The sequence below is a fragment of the Enterobacter sp. BRE11 genome (assembly GCF_031844285.1).
Classification (GTDB): Bacteria; Pseudomonadota; Gammaproteobacteria; order Enterobacterales; family Enterobacteriaceae; genus Pantoea.
The window spans coordinates 52,556-71,930 of record NZ_JAUZUX010000008.1; the positions used below are offsets into that span (position 1 = coordinate 52,556).

16 protein-coding genes are annotated in these 19,375 nt (G+C 59.1%); 2 read left to right on the forward strand and 14 right to left on the reverse strand.

Annotated elements, in window-relative coordinates:
* Positions 1 to 9 precede the first annotated feature (9 nt).
* The 13 genes from wzyE to trxA form a co-directional block, all read right to left on the reverse strand.
* Positions 10 to 1,353 carry an ECA oligosaccharide polymerase gene (wzyE, locus tag Q9R34_RS09995; protein ID WP_434126591.1) on the reverse strand — a complete coding sequence of 448 codons (1,344 nt, stop codon included), beginning with the start codon at positions 1,351 to 1,353 and terminating at the stop codon, positions 10 to 12.
* Positions 1,350 to 2,417 (reverse strand): TDP-N-acetylfucosamine:lipid II N-acetylfucosaminyltransferase, encoded by a 1,068-nt coding sequence (wecF, locus tag Q9R34_RS10000; RefSeq protein WP_485893376.1) that lies wholly within the window; start codon positions 2,415 to 2,417, stop codon positions 1,350 to 1,352. The genes wzyE and wecF overlap by 4 nt, the downstream gene beginning before the upstream one ends.
* The gene (wzxE, locus tag Q9R34_RS10005) at positions 2,414 to 3,664 is read right to left on the reverse strand and encodes a lipid III flippase WzxE (RefSeq protein ID WP_485893378.1); all 1,251 of its coding nucleotides are present in this window, start codon (positions 3,662 to 3,664) and stop codon (positions 2,414 to 2,416) included. The genes wecF and wzxE overlap by 4 nt, the downstream gene beginning before the upstream one ends.
* Entirely contained in the window at positions 3,664 to 4,794 is a 1,131-nt protein-coding gene (gene rffA, locus Q9R34_RS10010) for a dTDP-4-amino-4,6-dideoxygalactose transaminase (RefSeq protein WP_434126596.1), read from the reverse strand. The genes wzxE and rffA overlap by 1 nt, the downstream gene beginning before the upstream one ends.
* On the reverse strand, positions 4,781 to 5,488 hold the full coding sequence (gene rffC / locus Q9R34_RS10015) for a dTDP-4-amino-4,6-dideoxy-D-galactose acyltransferase (protein ID WP_434126598.1): 708 nt from the start codon (positions 5,486 to 5,488) through the stop codon (positions 4,781 to 4,783). The genes rffA and rffC overlap by 14 nt, the downstream gene beginning before the upstream one ends.
* Positions 5,466 to 6,347, reverse strand: a complete 882-nt coding sequence (rfbA, locus tag Q9R34_RS10020) for a glucose-1-phosphate thymidylyltransferase RfbA (protein WP_434126599.1) — start codon at positions 6,345 to 6,347, stop codon at positions 5,466 to 5,468. The genes rffC and rfbA overlap by 23 nt, the downstream gene beginning before the upstream one ends.
* Before the next feature lie 22 nt (positions 6,348 to 6,369).
* A complete protein-coding gene (gene rfbB, locus Q9R34_RS10025) occupies positions 6,370 to 7,449 on the reverse strand; it encodes a dTDP-glucose 4,6-dehydratase (RefSeq protein ID WP_434126601.1) in 1,080 nt (359 codons plus the stop codon).
* Complete coding sequence (gene wecC / locus Q9R34_RS10030) at positions 7,446 to 8,705, reverse strand: UDP-N-acetyl-D-mannosamine dehydrogenase (protein WP_485893380.1); 1,260 nt, start codon at positions 8,703 to 8,705, stop codon at positions 7,446 to 7,448. The genes rfbB and wecC overlap by 4 nt, the downstream gene beginning before the upstream one ends.
* Entirely contained in the window at positions 8,702 to 9,832 is a 1,131-nt protein-coding gene (gene wecB, locus Q9R34_RS10035; RefSeq protein ID WP_485893382.1) for a non-hydrolyzing UDP-N-acetylglucosamine 2-epimerase, read from the reverse strand. The genes wecC and wecB overlap by 4 nt, the downstream gene beginning before the upstream one ends.
* Positions 9,829 to 10,881 (reverse strand): ECA polysaccharide chain length modulation protein, encoded by a 1,053-nt coding sequence (wzzE, locus tag Q9R34_RS10040; protein WP_485893555.1) that lies wholly within the window; start codon positions 10,879 to 10,881, stop codon positions 9,829 to 9,831. Before wzzE ends, wecB begins: the two co-directional genes overlap by 4 nt.
* A gap of 16 nt (positions 10,882 to 10,897) precedes the next feature.
* Complete coding sequence (wecA, locus tag Q9R34_RS10045; protein WP_434126607.1) at positions 10,898 to 11,983, reverse strand: UDP-N-acetylglucosamine--undecaprenyl-phosphate N-acetylglucosaminephosphotransferase; 1,086 nt, start codon at positions 11,981 to 11,983, stop codon at positions 10,898 to 10,900.
* 280 nt (positions 11,984 to 12,263) lie between these two features.
* Positions 12,264 to 13,523 carry a transcription termination factor Rho gene (gene rho / locus Q9R34_RS10050; RefSeq protein ID WP_033754542.1) on the reverse strand — a complete coding sequence of 420 codons (1,260 nt, stop codon included), beginning with the start codon at positions 13,521 to 13,523 and terminating at the stop codon, positions 12,264 to 12,266.
* A 344-nt stretch (positions 13,524 to 13,867) separates the two neighbouring features.
* Positions 13,868 to 14,200, reverse strand: a complete 333-nt coding sequence (gene trxA, locus Q9R34_RS10055) for a thioredoxin TrxA (RefSeq protein ID WP_033754540.1) — start codon at positions 14,198 to 14,200, stop codon at positions 13,868 to 13,870.
* A 117-nt stretch (positions 14,201 to 14,317) separates the two neighbouring features.
* Here trxA and rhlB point away from each other — a divergent pair, with 117 nt between their 5' ends.
* A complete protein-coding gene (gene rhlB, locus Q9R34_RS10060; protein ID WP_434126609.1) occupies positions 14,318 to 15,610 on the forward strand; it encodes an ATP-dependent RNA helicase RhlB in 1,293 nt (430 codons plus the stop codon).
* Positions 15,611 to 15,618: 8 nt separating this feature from the next.
* Positions 15,619 to 17,103 carry a guanosine-5'-triphosphate,3'-diphosphate diphosphatase gene (gppA, locus tag Q9R34_RS10065; RefSeq protein ID WP_434126611.1) on the forward strand — a complete coding sequence of 495 codons (1,485 nt, stop codon included), beginning with the start codon at positions 15,619 to 15,621 and terminating at the stop codon, positions 17,101 to 17,103.
* A gap of 195 nt (positions 17,104 to 17,298) precedes the next feature.
* On the opposite strand, the gene rep is transcribed toward gppA, so the two are convergent.
* Entirely contained in the window at positions 17,299 to 19,320 is a 2,022-nt protein-coding gene (gene rep / locus Q9R34_RS10070) for a DNA helicase Rep (protein ID WP_033754526.1), read from the reverse strand.
* Positions 19,321 to 19,375 lie beyond the last annotated feature (55 nt).

The window sequence follows — 19,375 nt, forward strand, 5'->3', positions numbered from 1 at the left end:
CCAGAGGCGTTAAGTGAGGCTGTGTACCGCCTGGCTGCCGCGACGTCGAATCAGCCCGGCGCGATCCAGCAGCCAGTAAAGCATCTTCGCCACGCCGAGGCAGGCCAGAAAAATCAACGCGAAAAAAACCACGCGCGAGCCGAACGCGTCCAGCCCTTCGCGCGCCAGCACAATCATATTAAACACCGCGCCAAAGCAGAAACTCTGCATGATCGCGCCGCTATAGCGATTGTCGGCGTCGCGCCCGCGCAAATAGAGCGTATCGAAACCTTTGATAATCAACCCGACCGCCACCGCGCCCGGCAGGATAAACCCGATGCCGCCCATCACCACCAGCGAACCCAGCAGCGTAGGCGAAATCGCCAGGCCGGAATGGTTATTCAGCACTTCCCAGGTAAAGTAGTTAGCGCTGTTAAGCACCATCGGCGGCCTGCCCGGCCACAGCCAGCCGGGAATATAGACATAAAAGTCGCGCCAGATGGGCGCCAGCCCCTGAAACTCAATCTTTGAGTAATTCTCCAGCAGCAGGGCCAGATTCTCCCACGGCGAAAAGGTGTCGCGCGTCAGATAGAGAAAAGTGTAAACCGCCTCTTCGCCAAACACGTTGAGGTTATAGCGCCGCAGCGCCAGCCAGAACATGCCGCCTATCGCCAGCACGCCCGCCGCCGCCAGCATCCACAGGCTGATCCAGCCGCGCGTAATGCCGATAAACAGGAAGAGGGCGAACGCGATAATAATATTGGCGCGCGTGCCGCCCACCAGCGCGTAGGTCAGCAGGCCGAACGCCACTGTGACCACCAGAAACAGCAGCCAGTTGCGCTGCGTCGGCCGCAGAAAATAGAGGATCAGCATCGCCGGGATAAAGAAATAGAAAAAGCGCTTCAGCGCCACGCCTGAGACTTCGCTGGAGAAAATCTGGTTATAGGCGGTCAGACGGAACAGCAGAAAACCGTTGTGCAGGAAAAAGACCGTCACCGTGCCGATCGCGACCAGCGCCAGCAGCATGCAGGTCAGGTGCGTTTCGACGCGGTTCATCTGCAGCCACGGCCTGGCGCGCGGCACTGCCGCAGGACGCAGCCGCACCTTATAGCTGACGTAATAAACGGCGTAGAACGCCGTCGCCGACAGCAGCGCTTGCAGCAGATACTCCGAGGGCACCACCTCAACGTCAAAGCGGAACGCCAGCACGCTGGTTAGCGGAAAACCGAAATAGAATGTCAGTAAAAACAGCAGCGTAAAAAAGAGGTGGAAATTAAAGCGCACGCGCCTGAACTCCCGCCAGGTCAGGGTCAAAATAAAACCCAGCGACAGCAGATAAACCACCAGCAGACCGCTGAACTGCATGAGGTTCATAAAGACTCCCTTTCACATTGACGCAGCGCCTCGCACCAGCCCGCCACATAGCCTGGGGCGAAAAAGGCGATGGCCTGTTTATCGCAGCTCGCCAGCTGTCGGCGCGCTTCCGCGACGCTCGCGCGATCCAGCGCATCGCCGCTAAACAGCACCGGCAGCCCTTGCTCGCTGATATCGCGCCAGAACGGATTGCGCCGGTTCAGCACGAAAGGCACGTTGGCCTGAATCAGCAGGCAGAGCGTGCCGATGCCCTGCTGGCGTTCGAACATAAAATAGCCTAAATGGCAGCGGGCGAGCAGCGCTAAATAGTCATCAAAGGCGAGATTGCTGCGCAACAGCTCGACCTGCCCATCGGGGAACAACGTCGCGGCGGCTTTCGCCACCTCGCTGATGTAGGCGTCATTGTCAGGCGGATAGCCCAGCGGCACCACGACGCGCGTCTCTTCACCAAACTGCGCGCGAATCGCTTTGAGGCCGTCGATATGGCGATTGCTGGCATCGCCAGAGTTGCCCAGCAGCACGGTAAAGCGCGCATCCGGCGCGCTTTGCGGCGCGACGGCAGGCATCTTCGTCGGAAAATAGAGCAGCCGGGACGGTACGCGCGGGTGGCGCTGCTGATAGTAGTGTAAATCGCCGCGGGTGGCGAACACCCCGGCGACGCGACCCTGCGCGATGCGCCGCAGCAGATAGAACAGACGGAACTTCAGGCTGCGCGACGCTTCGTAAAGATCGGCGCCCCAGACGTGCCAGTAGATCTGGCTGGGGCGGATCTTACTGCTCAGCAGCGCCAGCCAGATGCCAGGATTAAACTGCCCGTGGCAGAAAAAACGCTGCTCGCGCGTTTTCGCCCGCGCCGTCAGCGCCTGCGCCAGCGCCTTTTTCGACGCGAAGGTCTCAATGTCGAGATGGCGGAAAGCGGCGAGCGCGGCAGGCTGCTGCGTCACCACCATAAAACGGCGCGGCCGATCGGCAGGCAGCTCAACGCTCAACACTTCGTTGAAAAAGCGCAGCACCGTCTGATTGTGATGGGGGATGTCCGATCCCAGAACGTGGATTAACGTCATTTTCTTCGGTAATAAATCATAAAAACGCCGCAGCAGAGCGCGAAATAAACGAGATAGGTAGCCATATAGGCCTGCGCCGCGCCGGTTACGCCCGACAGCGGAATAAGCCAGCGCGAAAAGAGCGTCAGCAGCGCGAACTGGCTCATTTCGGCCAGAATATAGAAGCGCAGCGACGCCTTAGCAATCACCAGATAACCGAAAACATAAGCGCCGACCTTGAACACGTCGCCGCACAGTTGCCAGACGAAGAGATCGCGCATGGCGTGAAACGCGGGTGAAAAGAGCAGCCAGATCGCGACGTCGCGCAGTAGCCAGACGCAAAAGCCGATCGCCGCCACGGCAGGCAAGACAAAGCGCAGCGCACGCACTATTTCACGCGCGATATCGCGCTTCTGCTCCAGCCGCGCCAGCGTCGGCAGCAGCCAGACGCTGAAGGTGGCGGTGATAAACTGCAGCCAGGCGTCGGAGATGCTGGTGACGCCCTGCCACAGGCCGACCTGCGCCCAGCCGTCCTGCTGCGCCAGCAGATTGCGCATCATTATCCACGCGACCGGCAGCGTCACCGAGGTAATCAGCGCCATCAGGGTGAATTTCGCCAGGCTGCGCGCCAGTGCCGGCTGCCACTGCGGCTTCAGCCACCCGAGTGGCGCTGGCACGCGCGTCTTCAGCAAAATGAAGGCTGGAACAGCCACCAGCGCAGGCACCAGCGCAAAGCCCGCCAGCGCGCCCGCATAGCCGCCTGTCCACCAGCAGAGCACATAGGCCGCGACGCCTATAAGGCTGCCGACGATCAGCGCCAGCGCGTTGCCGCGCGCGTCGCGATAGCCTTTCAGCAGCGCCAGCGCCAGGTTGGCCCAGGCGATGCCGAACTGCAGGAAAGCGACGATGCGCACCACATTCGCAAAGCGCGTATGGCCAAACAGCGCCTGGCTGATGGGCCCGGCCGCCAGCAGGAAAACCAGCGCCAGCAGCGTAGAAAAGCCCAGCACCATCGCCGATGCGGTGCCCAGTAGCGCGCGCAGCGGCTCCGGCTGATGCTGATACTTCGCAACGTAGGTGGTAACGCCATTAAAAATGCCTGCGCCCGCCAGCACGCCGAGCACGGAGATCAGCTGGCGAAAGTTGCCCGCCTGCCCTACCCCTTCCGGGCCAAAACTTACCGCCAGCAGCTTCACCACCAGCAGGCCAGCAGCGATTTTCACCAGCGTGGACGATGCCGTCCACACCGACGCTTTTGCCAGCGACATCAGGCGAAGAAGCTCAGCAGGGAACTGATAACCGTATTCTGGTTATTGTCCGTCAGGTTATAAAACAGCGGCAGGCGCAGCAGACGCTCACTCTCGGCGGTGGTGAAACGCTCTTCGCCGTGAAAGCGGCCAAACTGTTGGCCGGCGGGCGAGCTGTGCAGCGGGATATAGTGGAAAACCGTCAGGATCTCCGCCTCTTTCATCCAGCTAATCAGCGCCTGACGGTCGCTGCTGTCGCGCAGTTTGATATAGAACATATGCGCATTGTGCTCGCAGTCGGTGGGCAGCGACGGCAGCTGAATACGCCCTTGCGCCGCCAGCGGCTGCAGCGCGTCGTAATAGCGCTGCCACAGGCGCAAACGCTGCTGATTGATGCGGTCGGCCGCTTCAAGCTGCGCCCACAAATAGGCCGCCTGCAGATCCGCCATCAGATAGCTCGAGCCGATATCGCGCCAGGTGTACTTATCCACCTGGCCGCGGAAAAACTGGCTGCGGTTGGTGCCCTTCTCGCGGATGATTTCGGCACGCTCCACCAGCGCCGCATCGTTGATCAGGGTCGCGCCGCCTTCACCGCCCGCCGTGTAGTTCTTGGTTTCATGAAAGCTGAAGCAGCCGACATGGCCGATAGTGCCCAGCGCGCGCCCCTTGTAGCGCGACATCACGCCCTGCGCCGCATCCTCAATGACCCAGAGCTGATGTTTCGCCGCCAGCGCCATAATGGCGTCCATTTCGCAGGCCACGCCCGCATAGTGTACCGGCACGATGGCGCGCGTTTTCTCGGTGATCGCCGCTTCGATTTTACTTTCGTCAATGTTAAGCGTATCCGGACGAATATCCACGAAGACGATCGTTGCGCCGCGCAGCACGAAGGCGTTGGCGGTGGAGACGAAGGTATAGCTTGGCATAATCACTTCATCACCCGGCTGCAGATCAATCAGCAGCGCTGCCATCTCCAGCGAAGCGGTGCACGACGGCGTCAGCAGCACTTTCTTGCTGCCGAAGCGCTGCTCCATCCACTGCTGACAGCGTCGGGTAAAGCCGCCGTCGCCGCACAGCTTGCCGCTGGCCATCGCCGACTGCATATATTCAAGTTCGCTGCCGACAACCGGCGGCGCGTTAAATGGGATCATGACCTTTCCTGTAGAACCAGTAAGCGGTGCTTTCCAGCCGGGCACCGCTGCGTAAATAGAGTCGCATCGCCGACAGGTTGCTGAGCTGCGTCGCGACACGCAGACGGCCGAGCTGGCGGACGCGTCCCCAGTCGGCGCCTGCCAGCAGCAGCCGCTGCCCGACACCATTGCCCTGCGCATGCGGCAGTACGCCCAGCAGTCCAACGCGCACCTCGCCTTCCGTCTCGCGCAGCGAGATAAAGCCGAGCAGCGCGCCCGCCTCATCGCTGGCGATCAGACACTGATGATCAAAGGTGCCGCGCACCGCGTTTTCAATCCACTGGGCGTAAAAACGCGCGCTGGCGTCCGCCTCGAACCAGGGTGCCCGGAAGCGGCTCTGCACGAAGATCTGCGCAGCGGCGGCGCGCAGCGCGCTGATTTGCGACTCGCGGGCGATGCGGATGCCGCTCTGCCGTTCGGTGCGTTTAATGTTGATGGCCAGATCGGCTTCGCCTTCCGCCAGCTGAAACCCCTGCTGACAGAGAGCGTCTATCGCCTCAAGCCGGTCGGCGGGCACTTTAACCTGCCATAGATCGGCCGGATGGCGCAGCGCCTCGGCCAGCGGCAGGTCACCGTCCAGATCGAGCCGCGCCGTCGCACAGCCGAAAAAGGCGCTTTCCCACGCCAGCGGATTAATACTGACGCGGACGGGCATAGAGTAGATCCAGCAGATACTGGCCGTAGCCGGTTTTCGCCAGCGCCTCGCCAGCGGCGCGCAGCTGCTCGTCGCTCAGCCAGCCGTTGCGCCAAGCGATCTCCTCCAGACAGGCGACTTTGAAACCCTGTCGTTTTTCCACCGTCTGCACAAAGGTGCTGGCCTCGATCAGGCTGTCGTGCGTGCCGGTGTCGAGCCAGGCGAACCCGCGGCCTAGCAGCTCGACGGAGAGCTGGCCGCGCGCCAGATACATCTGATTGATGGCGGTAATTTCCAGCTCGCCGCGCGCGGAAGGTTTCACCTGCTTTGCAAATTCGACCACCTGATTATCGTAGAAATAGAGGCCCGTTACCGCCCAGCGCGATTTTGGCGCGCTGGGTTTCTCTTCGATAGAGAGCGCGTTAAAGGCATCGTCGAACTCCACGACGCCAAAACGTTCAGGATCCATCACCTGATAGCCAAATACCGTCGCGCCCTGATCGCGGGCGGCGACTTTTTTTAGCTTCGGGCTAAAGCCCTGACCGAAATAGAGATTATCACCCAATACCAGACAGCAGCGATCGCCGTCGATAAAGCGTTCGCCGATAATAAACGCCTGAGCCAGACCGTCCGGGCTTGGCTGCACCGCATAGCTGAGATGGATGCCGAATTCGCTGCCGTCGCCCAGCAGGCGCACAAAATGATCGCGATCCTCGGGCGTGGTGATGAGCAGAATATCGCGAATGCCCGCCAGCATCAGCACCGATAGCGGATAGTAGATCATCGGCTTGTCGTACACGGGCAGCAGCTGTTTAGAAATCGCCCGCGTAATGGGATGAAGACGCGTGCCTGAGCCGCCTGCCAGAATAATACCTTTCATCGCTTCCGCTCCTCTGACGCCGTCATGAACGCGACGCAGCCAGGCCTAGCCGCTCGCCGCGATAGCGGCCATCCAGAATAGCCTGCCACCATGCCTGATTTTCCAGATACCAGCGCACGGTTTTGCGCATGCCGCTGTCGAACGTTTCCTGTGGCGTCCAGCCCAGCTCGCGCGCAATTTTGCTGGCGTCGATAGCATAGCGCTGATCGTGGCCGGGACGATCCGCCACAAACGTAATCAAATCGCGGTAGTGCGCCAGGCCAGCGGCCTTACGCTCCGGCGCCATTTGCTCCAGCAAATCGCAGATGGTGTTGACCACCTCAATATTGCGCTGCTCATTATGCCCGCCGATATTGTAGGTTTCGCCGACCTTACCGCTGCTCACCACGCGATAGAGCGCGCGCGCATGATCCTCGACATAGAGCCAGTCGCGGATCTGCTCGCCATTGCCGTAAACCGGCAGCGGCTTGCCCGCCAGCGCATTGATGATGGTGAGCGGGATAAGCTTTTCCGGGAAATGGCAGGGGCCATAATTGTTCGAGCAATTGGTGACGATAACAGGCAGGCCGTAGGTACGCAGCCAGGCGCGCACCAGATGATCGCTGCTGGCCTTGGTCGCTGAATAAGGGCTGCTCGGCGCATAGGGCGTGGTTTCGGTAAAAAATGCCTGAGGATCCTGCAGATCGCCAAACACTTCGTCGGTGGAGATATGGTGGAAGATAAACGCTTCGCGCCGCGCTGCTTCAAGTTTGCTCCAGTAGCTGCGCGCCGCCTCCAGCAGTTGATAGGTGCCGACAATATTGGTTTCGACGAAGGCTATCGGGCCGTCGATAGAGCGGTCAACGTGGCTTTCGGCCGCCAGGTGCATAACGCAGTCGGGCTGATAGCGCGCAAAAACGGCGTCCAGCGCCGGGCGATCGCAAATATCCACCTGTTCGAAGGCGAAGCGCGCATCCTGCATCACGCTCGCCAGCGAGGCGAGATTGCCTGCATAGCTGAGCTTGTCGACCACAACGATGCGGTGATCCGTCTCTTCGATAAGAAAACGTACCAGCGCCGAGCCGATAAAACCTGCGCCGCCGGTGATTAAGAACTGTTTCACCGCCAGACTCCCCGCGTATCCACAATCCAGCTTTGCGTAACCTGCGACGCGTCAACGGCGCGGAAGTGATCGTGATCCACCAGCATCACCAGCACGTCGGCCTCTGCCAGCGCCTGCTCGCGTGAAACCAGCGTAGCCTTGTCGGCGAGCGCGGCGGGCAGCGCAGCGATATGCGGCTCTACCACCCAGCTCTGGCCGCGATGCCATTCGGCGATCATCTGCGCCACCTGCATCGCCGGGCTTTCGCGCAGATCGTCAATGTTGGGCTTAAACGCCAGCCCGAAGCAGGCGATGACAAGCTCATCGGCGCGCCTGCCGCTCTGGATCAGACAGTCCGCCAGCGCCGCCTTGACCTGGTTCAGCACCCAGTGCGGCTTGCTGTCGTTTACTTCGCGCGCGGTGCGGATTAGCCGCGCCAGCGACGGATTTTGCGCCACGATAAACCAGGGATCGACCGCAATGCAGTGCCCGCCGACGCCAGGCCCCGGCTGTAAAATATTGACGCGCGGATGGCGGTTCGCCAGCGCAATCAGTTCCCAGACGTTAATCCCCTGATCGGCGCAAATCAGCGACAGCTCATTGGCGAAAGCGATATTAACGTCGCGGAAGCTGTTTTCCGTCAGCTTGCAGAGCTCTGCCGTGCGCGCGTTGGTCTCCACGCATTCGCCCTGCAGAAAAATCCGGTAGAGCGCGCTGGCCTGCGCCGAGCAGGCGGGCGTCATGCCGCCAATCACGCGGTCGTTGTGAATCAGCTCCTGCATGATTTTGCCCGGCAATACCCGCTCCGGACAGTAGGCGATAAAGATATCGGGCGTGCCGCCGTGCTGCGGGAAACGCAGATCCGGGCGCGTCACCGCCAGCCACTCCGCCATCTGCTCCGTGGTGCCGACCGGCGAGGTGGATTCCAGGATCACCAGGTCGCCCTTTTTCAATACCGGCGCGATCGATTCCGCCGCCGCCTTTACAAAGCGCAAATCGGGCTGATGATCCGCCATAAAGGGCGTTGGCACGGCGATCAGGAAGGCGTCGGCCGCTTCGGGCTGCGTGGTGGCGCGCAGAAAGCCCTGGGACACGGCGTCGTGGACCACTTTGTCCAGCGCAGGCTCGACGATATGGATCGCCCCGCGATTGATGGTCTCTACCGCGTGGGCGTTGATATCGACCCCCACGACCTTTTTCTTTTGCGATGCGAAAACGGCTGCGGTCGGCAGCCCAATGTAGCCCAGTCCAATCACGGAAATGGTGTCAAAACTCATAGGTCAACTCGGGTATCTTTTAAGGCTTGCAGAATGCGCTGACAGGCGTTGCCGTCGCCATAAGGGTTGTGCGCGCGGCTCATGGTTTGCCAGGCCGATTCGTCGGTCAACAGCAGGCCGACTTCGGCCACGATTTTCTCTACGTCGGTGCCGACCAGCTTCACGGTGCCAGCGTCGACCGCTTCAGGCCGTTCCGTCGCGTCGCGCATCACCAGCACCGGTTTGCCCAGCGAGGGCGCTTCTTCCTGAATGCCGCCGGAGTCGGTGAGGATCAGCCAGGCCCGGTTCATCAGCCAGACGAAAGGCAGATACTCCTGCGGCTCGATCAGCACGATATTGTCGATGCCGCTGAGGATGCGGTTAACCGGCTCGCTGACGTTGGGGTTAAGGTGCACCGGATAGACGATCTGCGCGTCGGGATGCTGACGGGCGATACGCGCCAGCGCGCTGCAGATACGCTCAAAACCTTCGCCGAAGCTTTCGCGACGATGGCCGGTGACCAGCACCAGCTTCTTCTCGCTGTCGAGAAAGGGATAGCAGCCGGCGAGCTGCGCGTCGAGGCCGGGATCGGCGATAACCCGATCGCGCACCCACAGCAGCGCGTCGATCACCGTATTGCCGGTGACGAAGATGCGCGCGTCGGGCAAATTTTCCGCCAGCAGATTCTGGCGCGAGCGCTCAGTCGGGGTAAAGTGCAACCGGGCAAGATGACCGGTCAGCTTGCGGTTGCCCTCTTCGGGCCACGGCGACGTCAAATCGCCGGTGCGCAGTCCCGCCTCGACGTGGGCGACCGGGATCTGCTGATAAAATGCCGCCAGGCTGGCGGCGAGCGTGGTGGTCGTGTCGCCATGCACCAGCACCACGTCGGGTTTGAAGTCGAGCAGCACGGTTTTCATGCCCTGCAAAATGCGGCAGGTAATCTCTGTTAATCCCTGCTCAGGACGCATTACGTTCAGGTCATAATCTGGCTGCAGCGCAAAGAGGCGCAGCACCTGGTCGAGCATTTCGCGGTGCTGCGCGGTAACGCACAGGCGAGCGTCAAACGCAGGGTCGTGCGCCAGCGCCTGCACCAGCGGCGCCATTTTTATCGCCTCCGGGCGAGTCCCGAATACTGTTAGCACTTTCACGCAGTTTCTCTCGCAGCTCTGACGGTGGAACGACGCGCCAGCGCCACGCCTGCGCCCGTCAATGCGCCCAACGCGCCCCACATAATCATCATAAAGAGGCGACGCGGGCTGTCGCGCGAAACCGGCTCTTCCGGGGTACGCAGATAGCGATAGGTCTGGAAGGTGCGGTTCAACGTCGGGCCGGCGCTCAGCGTGGTGAGCATCGCCCTGTTTTGATCATAGCTGATATCGTAACTCGGTCCGGTCGCCTGCAGGGTTTCCAGCTGCGCCTGCAGCTGCGGCTCGCCCAGCAGGAAGAGGTCGCTGTCGGCGATGGGTTCGCGCGCGTCGCGCGAGCGGTTTTCATGAATGCCCTGCTGGCTGGCGACCTTTAACGCCTGCTGCAGGCGATGCTGCTGTCGCTGGAAAACGGCGTTCGCTACATCTTCCTGACGCTTTACCTGCGCCTGCAGCTGCTCGCTGCGCGCCTGCCAGGCCCCCTTCAGCTCGCCGTTAAGGTGGCGCGCCGCGCGCTCGCTGGCGAAGGCGATATACTGACGCAGCAGGTTGTTGGCGTCCCCTGCGGTTTCCGCGATAAGCTTAACGCTGTCGCGCGTATTGCGCGCCGCGTCGGCGGGCAGAAACTGGATATTGGCGACCATATCGTCAAGCAGCGCGGCGTCGTTATGGGCGTTGCCTGAGCGGCGGCTCTTGTAATATTCCGTCTGCTGCCAGAAGTCGCGGCGCGTATCCCAGGCGCCCAGCTGCATAATAAATTCCTGATAGACCTCATCCATGATGGTCGGCGAAGGCGCCGCCAGACTGAACGTATTGTTGCGCACGTCGAGGTTATTCAGAAACTGCTCCTGCGCGTAGTAATCGCCGAGCATATTCACCGTAGGACGATCGGTGATCGCCGTGGTGCTCCACGCCTGCTTCATCAGCAGTGAAGCCAGCCAGGCGACCAGCGCGAAAAGCAGCGCCAGCCCGATAATCCAGCGCTTGCCGCGCCATAACGCGCAGCCCAGGCCGCGAATATCCAGTTCGTTATCTGCAACCTCAGAGGTCATCACAAGGCAATCCTTATCAGGGTAATTTTTTCTTAGCGTCGCGGTGAGCGTTCAGACGACGCTTTATACGACGGATCAGGCGCGCCACGCGCCAGGCGTGTTTCAGGCAGTAGCCGTAAAACATAAACGCCATCATAAACAGCACCAGCATCACCCATTCGGGGATAAAGGCGAGGTACTCGCCAAGCACGCCGATGCCGGCGAGAATCGCGGCCGCCACGGTGATCAAGACAAATGCCTGGCGCGAGGTGAAGCCGGCGCGCATGATCAAATGGTGAATATGCTGCCGGTCGGCGGAAAAAGGACTCATGCCTTTGCGCAGGCGACGATACATAATCGCCACCATATCCATCAGCGGAATGGCGATAAGCCAGAGCGCGGTCACAGGCGTAATGGGATGACTCAATCCCTGCGTGGTTTCCAGCAGGATCCAGATAATAGTGAAGCCAATCATGGTGCTGCCGGCATCACCCATAAAAACTTTATAGCGGCGGCCGAGAAAACCAAGATTCAACAAGATATAAGGCAGGGTGGCGGCAATCATGGCGAAGCACCAGACGGCCAGACTGTACTGGCCATCGAAGCAGAGAATAATGCCCATTGCGGCAAAGGTGACCGATGAAAGGCCACCCAGCAGGCCGTCGATGCCGTCCACCATATTAAAGGCGTTAATTGCCGCCCAGACGGCGAACAGCGTCAGCACGTAGCCAAACGGCCCCACAACCAGCTCTACCGGACCAATAATAAAGCCGAGGCTGAGCAGATAGAGCTTGGCCCCTACCATCATCGCCACCGCTACTGCGGCCTGCACTACGGCGCGGATTTTTACGCTGATATCGAAACGATCGTCGAGTGCGCCGACCAGCACCAACAGGCCAGCGCAAATAAGATAAAGCGTGGCGTGCGGCAGATAGAAGTGAGTAATGAGAAACATAAAGCAGATGCCGGCGTAAACGGAAATGCCGCCGACCAGTGGAATGGCACCGTGATGACGTTTACGGGAATTAGGCGTGTCAACCAGACCTATTTTTTTAGCCGCTTTGCGCGCAAAAAAGATAAAGACTAAAGAAAATAGAAAAGTAAGGCCCAGCTCAGTACTCATAGTGAGTAAATTCACGTTTAACGCTCTCAGCTAAAATCAGGGACAGGATAAACAAACTGCATGTTTTTGCCTTTCATCCCGAGTCCGAATTCTGCTTCCGACCACGCGCGCATGGTTATTTTTTGCGCACTGCCGCCGCAGTCATTATAAATGCTCCTGCCAGCGGTAATCCTAATGCGCACAAATAAAAAACGCCACGTTAAGACGTGGCGTCAGGGCGATTTCCTGCGCATTTAGGCTAAAAAAGTCGGTATAGCCCTCTCGATTAGCCCGCGCGGGATTACGAGCGCTTCATCATATCGAAGAATTCGTCGTTGGTTTTGGTCATCGCCAGCTTGTTGATAAGGAATTCCATCGCGTCGATTTCGCCCATCGGGTGAATAATCTTGCGCAGGATCCACATCTTCTGCAGCTCTTCCTGAGAAGTGAGCAGCTCTTCTTTACGCGTGCCGGAGCGGTTGTAGTCAATCGCCGGGAAGACGCGTTTTTCAGCGATTTTACGTGCGAGGTGCAGCTCCATGTTACCGGTGCCTTTAAACTCTTCGTAAATCACTTCATCCATCTTCGAGCCGGTATCAACCAGCGCGGTCGCGATGATGGTCAGGCTGCCGCCCTCCTCCACGTTACGCGCGGCGCCAAAGAAGCGCTTCGGACGATGCAGGGCGTTGGCGTCAACACCACCGGTCAGCACTTTACCTGATGCCGGCACCACGGTGTTATAGGCGCGCGCCAGACGGGTGATGGAGTCGAGCAGAATGATCACGTCTTTCTTGTGTTCAACCAGACGCTTCGCCTTCTCGATCACCATTTCAGCCACCTGAACGTGGCGTGAAGCCGGTTCGTCGAAGGTAGAGGCGATAACTTCGCCTTTGACCAAACGCTGCATCTCGGTCACTTCTTCCGGGCGTTCGTCGATCAGCAGCACCATCAACACGCAGTCTGGATGGTTGTAGGCGATGCTCTGCGCAATATTCTGCAGCAGCATGGTTTTACCCGCTTTCGGCGGCGCAACGATCAGACCACGCTGGCCACGGCCGATCGGCGAAGCCAGATCCAGCACGCGTGCGGTAAGGTCTTCCGTTGAACCATTGCCGCGCTCCATGCGCAGACGGCTGTTGGCGTGCAGGGGCGTCAGGTTTTCGAACAGAATCTTATTACGCGCGTTTTCAGGCTTATCGTAGTTAACCTCGTTAACCTTCAGCAGCGCAAAGTAGCGCTCGCCCTCTTTCGGCGGACGGATTTTGCCGGAGATGGTGTCACCAGTGCGAAGGTTAAAACGGCGAATTTGGCTGGGAGAAACGTAGATGTCGTCGGGGCCGGCGAGGTAAGAGCTGTCTGCGGAGCGGAGGAAACCAAATCCGTCCTGCAATATCTCCAGCACACCATCACCGAAGATGTCCTCGCCGCTTTTCGCGTGCTGTTTGAGGATGGCGAAAATAATATCCTGTTTGCGCATGCGCGCCAGGTTTTCCAGCCCCATATTTTCGCCGAGGGTTATCAGCTCAGAAACCGGCGTGTTCTTTAATTCGGTAAGATTCATAGTGATGGGTTCTTAAACTCGGGGTAATTCTCGAAATGTTGGTCGTGAATGGTATGGCTTAATATTCCATGCCTGTTAATGGCGCTTTCAACTCTTCTCGACGATCATCGTCAGGGATGGCGACTGGAAGCGAGAGAGACGGTTGAAATGCAATGCCAAAGTTGGTGCTAACCGTCAGAATTGCTAAACCGCTGTATACGGAACGTGCTTCAGGGTTTAACAAAGGAAATCTTTAAGATGCAAACTACAAGGTAAGTGCGTAATGCAGTGAAAGTAACTTAGCACGCTAAAATGCGAACGTCCAGCAGTGGAAGAAAATTCGCCACCGCCGAACGTTCTCGTCCTTATGCCAGGTTGGCGTTCAGGAACTCTTTCAGCTGGCTTTTAGACAGCGCGCCGACTTTGGTCGCGGCGACTTCACCGTTTTTGAACAGCAGCAACGTCGGGATGCCGCGGATGCCGTACTTCGGCGCGGTGCCCGGGTTATCATCAATGTTCAGCTTGGCGATGGTGAGCTTACCGTCGTACTCTTCGGCAACTTCATCGAGAATCGGGGCGATCATTTTGCAAGGACCACACCATTCAGCCCAGAAATCTACCAGTGTGACACCTTCTGCTTTCAGCACGTCTGCATCGAAACTGTCATCGGTGAGGTGAACGATTTTATCGCTGCTCATGTATTACTCCACAAGATTATGCCTGGCGAATTGGCGTAAAGTTTACCAACGAAGGTTGACTTTATTTCATCGGATACGCTTTCGTAAAGCGATAGTAAGCTGATATTCTACCACACTATGAGCAAAACACACTTAACAGAACAGAAGTTTTCCGACTTCGCCCTGCACCCTCTGGTCGTGGAAGCCCTTGAAAAGAAAGGCTTTCATAACTGCACGCCTATTCAGGCGTTAGCTCTGCCCTTTACGCTCTCAGGACGTGATGTCGCAGGCCAGGCGCAAACCGGTACCGGCAAAACGATGGCGTTTCTGACGTCAACGTTTCATCATCTTCTCACTCACCCTGCCCAGGAAGGCCGTCAGATCAATCAGCCGCGCGCGTTGATTATGGCGCCGACGCGCGAACTGGCGGTGCAGATCCATGCCGACGCCGAACCGCTGGCGCAGGCCACCGGGCTGAAGCTGGGTTTGGCTTACGGCGGCGACGGTTACGACAAGCAGCTGAAAGTGCTGGCCGACGGCGTTGACATCCTGGTTGGCACCACCGGCCGTCTGATCGATTACGCGAAGCAGAACCACATTAACCTTGGCGCGATTCAGGTACTGGTGCTGGACGAAGCCGACCGCATGTTCGATCTCGGCTTTATTAAAGATATTCGCTGGCTGTTCCGCCGCATGCCGCCTGCGCCGCAGCGCCTGAGCATGCTGTTCTCCGCCACGCTCTCCTGGCGCGTGCGCGAACTGGCTTTCGAACACATGAACAACGCTGAGTACGTTGAGGTCGAGCCAGAGCAGAAAACAGGTCACCGTATTAAAGAAGAGCTTTTCTATCCGTCGAACGAAGAAAAAATGCGCCTGCTGCAGACGCTGCTGGAAGAAGAGTGGCCGGATCGCGCTATCGTCTTCGCCAACACCAAGCATCGCTGCGAAGATATCTGGGGCCATCTGGCGGCGGATGGCCATCGCGTCGGCCTGCTGACCGGCGACGTGCCGCAGAAGAAACGCCTGCGCATTCTGGACGACTTCACCAAAGGCGACGTTGATATTCTGGTGGCAACCGACGTTGCGGCACGCGGCCTGCATATTCCTGCGGTCACGCACGTCTTTAACTACGACCTGCCTGACGATCGCGAAGATTATGTTCACCGCATCGGCCGTACCGGCCGCGCCGGTGCCAGCGGACACTCTATCAGCCTGGCCTGTGAAGAGTACGCGCTGAATCTGCCAGCGATTGAAGAGTACATCGGCCACAGCATTCCGGTGAGCAAGTACAACAGCGACGCGCTGATGGATAACCTGCCGCCGCCGAAGCGCCTGGCACGCGCTCGCACGGGCAATGGTCCGCGCCGCAGCGGCAATAACGCGAATCGTCGTGGAGCGCCGCGTAATAACAACCGTAAACGTTCAGGTTAATCCACACTATGCTAAGCGCATCGTCACTTTATGCTGCGATTGATCTGGGATCCAACAGCTTTCATATGCTGGTGGTGCGCGAAGTTTCTGGAAGCATTCAGACCGTTGCGCGCATTAAGCGCAAGGTGCGTCTGGCTGCTGGCCTGGACAAAAATAACCATCTTTCCGTCGAGGCGATGACGCGCGGCTGGGAGTGTCTGAAGCTCTTCTCCGAACAGCTGCAGGATATTCCTTCCGAGCAGATCCGCGTGGTTGCGACCGCCACGCTGCGCCTGGCGGCCAACGCCAGCGAATTCCTGTTTACCGCACAGCAACTCCTGGGCTGTACGATTAACGTGATCAGCGGCGAAGAGGAAGCGCGCCTGATTTATCAGGGCGTCGCACACACCACCGGCGGCTCGGACAAGCGGCTGGTGGTCGATATCGGCGGCGGCAGCACCGAGCTGGCCACCGGCGACGGCTCGCATGCCTCCCTGCTGTATAGCCTGCCTATGGGCTGCGTAACCTGGCTTGAACGCTTCTTTAGCGACCGTCATCTGGCGAAAGAAAATTTCGACGCTGCCGAGCAGGCCGCTATCGACATGATCCGTCCTATCGCCTCGCCGCTGCGCGCTCACGGCTGGAAAGCCTGTGTCGGCGCCTCCGGCACCGTACAGGCGCTGCAGGAGATTATGGTGGCGCAGGGCATGGATGAGCGCATCACCCTGAGTAAGCTGCAGCAGCTCAAACAGCGCGCCATTCAGTGCGGCAAGCTGGAAGAGCTGGAGATTGAAGGCTTAACGCTGGAGCGCGCGCTGGTTTTCCCCAGCGGTCTTTCCATTCTGATTGCGGTATTCCAGGAGCTCGGCATTGAGAGCATGACGCTGGCGGGCGGCGCACTGCGCGAGGGGCTGGTTTACGGCATGCTGCATCTGCCGGTCGATCGCGATATCCGCAGCCGCACGCTGCAGAACGTCCAGCGTCGTTTCTCTATCGATGTGGAACAGGCGGCGCGAGTGCGTCAGCTGGCCGACGTCTTTTTCCGCCAGGTGAGCGCGGTATGGAAACTGGATCAGCGCTGCCGCGAGCTGCTGCTCAGCGCCAGCGCGATACATGAAATTGGCCTTAGTGTCGATTTCCGCCAGGCACCGCAGCATGCCGCCTATCTGGTGCGCCATCTCGATCTCCCCGGCTTTACGCCCGCACAGAAAAAACTGCTGGCCTGCCTGCTGCAGAACCAGAGCGGCAGCATCGACTTAGCGCTGTTGACCCAGCAAAACGCCCTTCCGCCGCGTCTTGCCGAACGTCTGTGCCGCCTGCTGCGGCTGGCGATCATCTTTTCCAGCCGTCGTCGCGACGATACGCTGCCTGCGGTGCGCTTACAGGCCGACGACGATACGCTGCATCTCACGCTGCCGGCAGGCTGGCTGGAAGCGCATCCGCTGCGCGCCGAGCTGCTGGAGCAGGAGAGCCATTACCAGTCCTATGTGCACTGGCTGCTGACTATCGCCTGACAGCAAACGGACGTTAACGCCTTCTCTCCATCTCTGCTTTCGAGTCGCTACGCAATCTTTGCGCGTATCTCTCGTAGGGCAGCGATTGCGTTTACCGCAGGCAACCAGCCCGTTAGCTATTCGCCTGGCACGCGGTAAAATCAACCTCATCAGTATTGATAAGCCGATCGGCATCAGCGCAAAGAAAAAGGGCCTTTAGCCCTTTTTCGCCTTCTCCAGCATCGCCCGCAGTCCAGCGACCCGCGTTTGCCCGGTTTTCATCCGCTCTTCGGCGCTGACGACCTTGCGCTCGGTTTCCCAAACGACATCATCCTGCGGCAGCTCAAGCAGAAAACGGCTCGGCTCCGGGCGCACCAGCTCGCCGTACTGGCGACGCTCGCGGCAGAGCGTAAAGGTGAGCTCTTTCTGCGCGCGAGTAATGCCCACGTAGGCCAGGCGGCGCTCCTCTTCGATGTTGTTCTCATCGATGCTGCTCTGATGCGGCAGCAGCCCCTCTTCCATGCCGACCAGGAAAACGTAGGGGAATTCCAGCCCTTTCGAGGCGTGCAGCGTCATTAGCTGCACCTGATCGAGCTCTTCATCGCTCTCGCCGCGCTCCATCATGTCGCGCAGCGTAAAGCGCGTGACCACCTGCGTCAGCGTCATCGGCTCATCGATATCGCTGCCCTCAAGCATCTCCGTCATCCACTGAAACAGCGTATTGACGTTCTTCATGCGCATTTCGGCCGCTTTCGGACTGCCCGAGGTTTCGAACAGCCAGCTTTCATAGTCGATGCCGCGGATCAGATCGCGCACCGCATTGACCGGCTCGCGTTCGGTCATCTGTACAATCTCCTGCAGCCAGTGGGTAAAGCGCTGCAGATGTTCCAGGCCGCGCCCGCTTAGCGTCTGCCCGAGGCCGACGTCGAAGCTGGCGTTGAACAGGCTTTTGTTGCGCAGGTTCGCCCACTCGCCCAGCTTTTGCAGCGTCGCCGGGCCAATCTCGCGACGTGGCGTGTTGACGATACGCAAAAAGGCGCTGTCGTCGTCCGGGTTGGTTAGTACGCGCAGATAGGCAAGGAGATCCTTAATCTCCGGCCGCGAAAAGAATGAGGTGCCGCCAGAGATGCGATAGGGAATGCGGTTCTGCATCAGCATCTTTTCAAACACGCGCGACTGATGATTGCCGCGATAGAGAATCGCGTAATCTTTATACTGCGTTTTATTGATGAAATGGTGTGCAATCAGCTCGCCCGTTACGCGCTCCGCTTCATGATCCTCATGGTTCGCGGTCAGCACTTTGAGTTCGCTGCCGAGACCGAGCTCGGAGAAAAGCCGCTTCTCGAACACGTGCGGGTTATTGGCGATCAGGATATTCGCTGCTTTCAGGATGCGCTGCGACGAGCGGTAATTCTGCTCCAGCTTGATCACTTCCAGCGCTGGAAAATCCTCTTTCAGCAGCACCAGATTCTGCGGCCGCGCGCCGCGCCAGGAGTAGATCGACTGGTCGTCGTCGCCGACCACGGTAAAGCGCGCCCGCGCGCCCACCAGCAGCTTCACCAGCTCATACTGGCTGGTGTTAGTATCCTGGTACTCATCCACCAGCAGATAGCGAATGCGCTGCTGCCAGCGTTCCCGCACCTCCTGATTGCGCTGCAGCAGCAGCGTCGGCAGCAGGATCAAATCGTCGAAGTCGAGCACGTTGCACGATTTCAGATGCTGATCGTAGAGGCTGTAGCAGTGGGCGAAGATATTATCGCGCTCGCTGCGCGCCAGCGCGGCGGCGCGCGGCGGATCGATCAAATCGTTCTTCCAGTTGGAAATGGTGGAGATCAGCTGCTGCAGCAGCGTCTTGTCCTCTTCCAGCCACGGCTGCGTCAAATCTTTCAGCAGCGCCAGCTGGTCGGTATCATCGAACAGCGAGAAATTGGACTTCATGCCCAGCGCGGCGTATTCGCGCTTGATGATCTCCAGCCCCAGCGTATGGAAAGTGGAAATCATCAGACCGCGCGCCTCTTTTTTCCCCAGCGTCTGGGCGACGCGCTCTTTCATCTCGCGCGAGGCTTTATTGGTAAAGGTAACCGCCGCGATATGGCGCGCCTGATAGCCGCACTCGCGGATCAGATGGGCAATCTTATTGGTGATGACGCGGGTTTTGCCCGATCCCGCTCCCGCCAGCACCAGACAGGGGCCGGTAACAAACTCGACGGCGCGTTGTTGGCTGGGGTTTAAACGCATAGTAAAAAATCGCTCAGTAAAAAGAGAGGAGGATGAAATAATGGGCGGTCAGTAT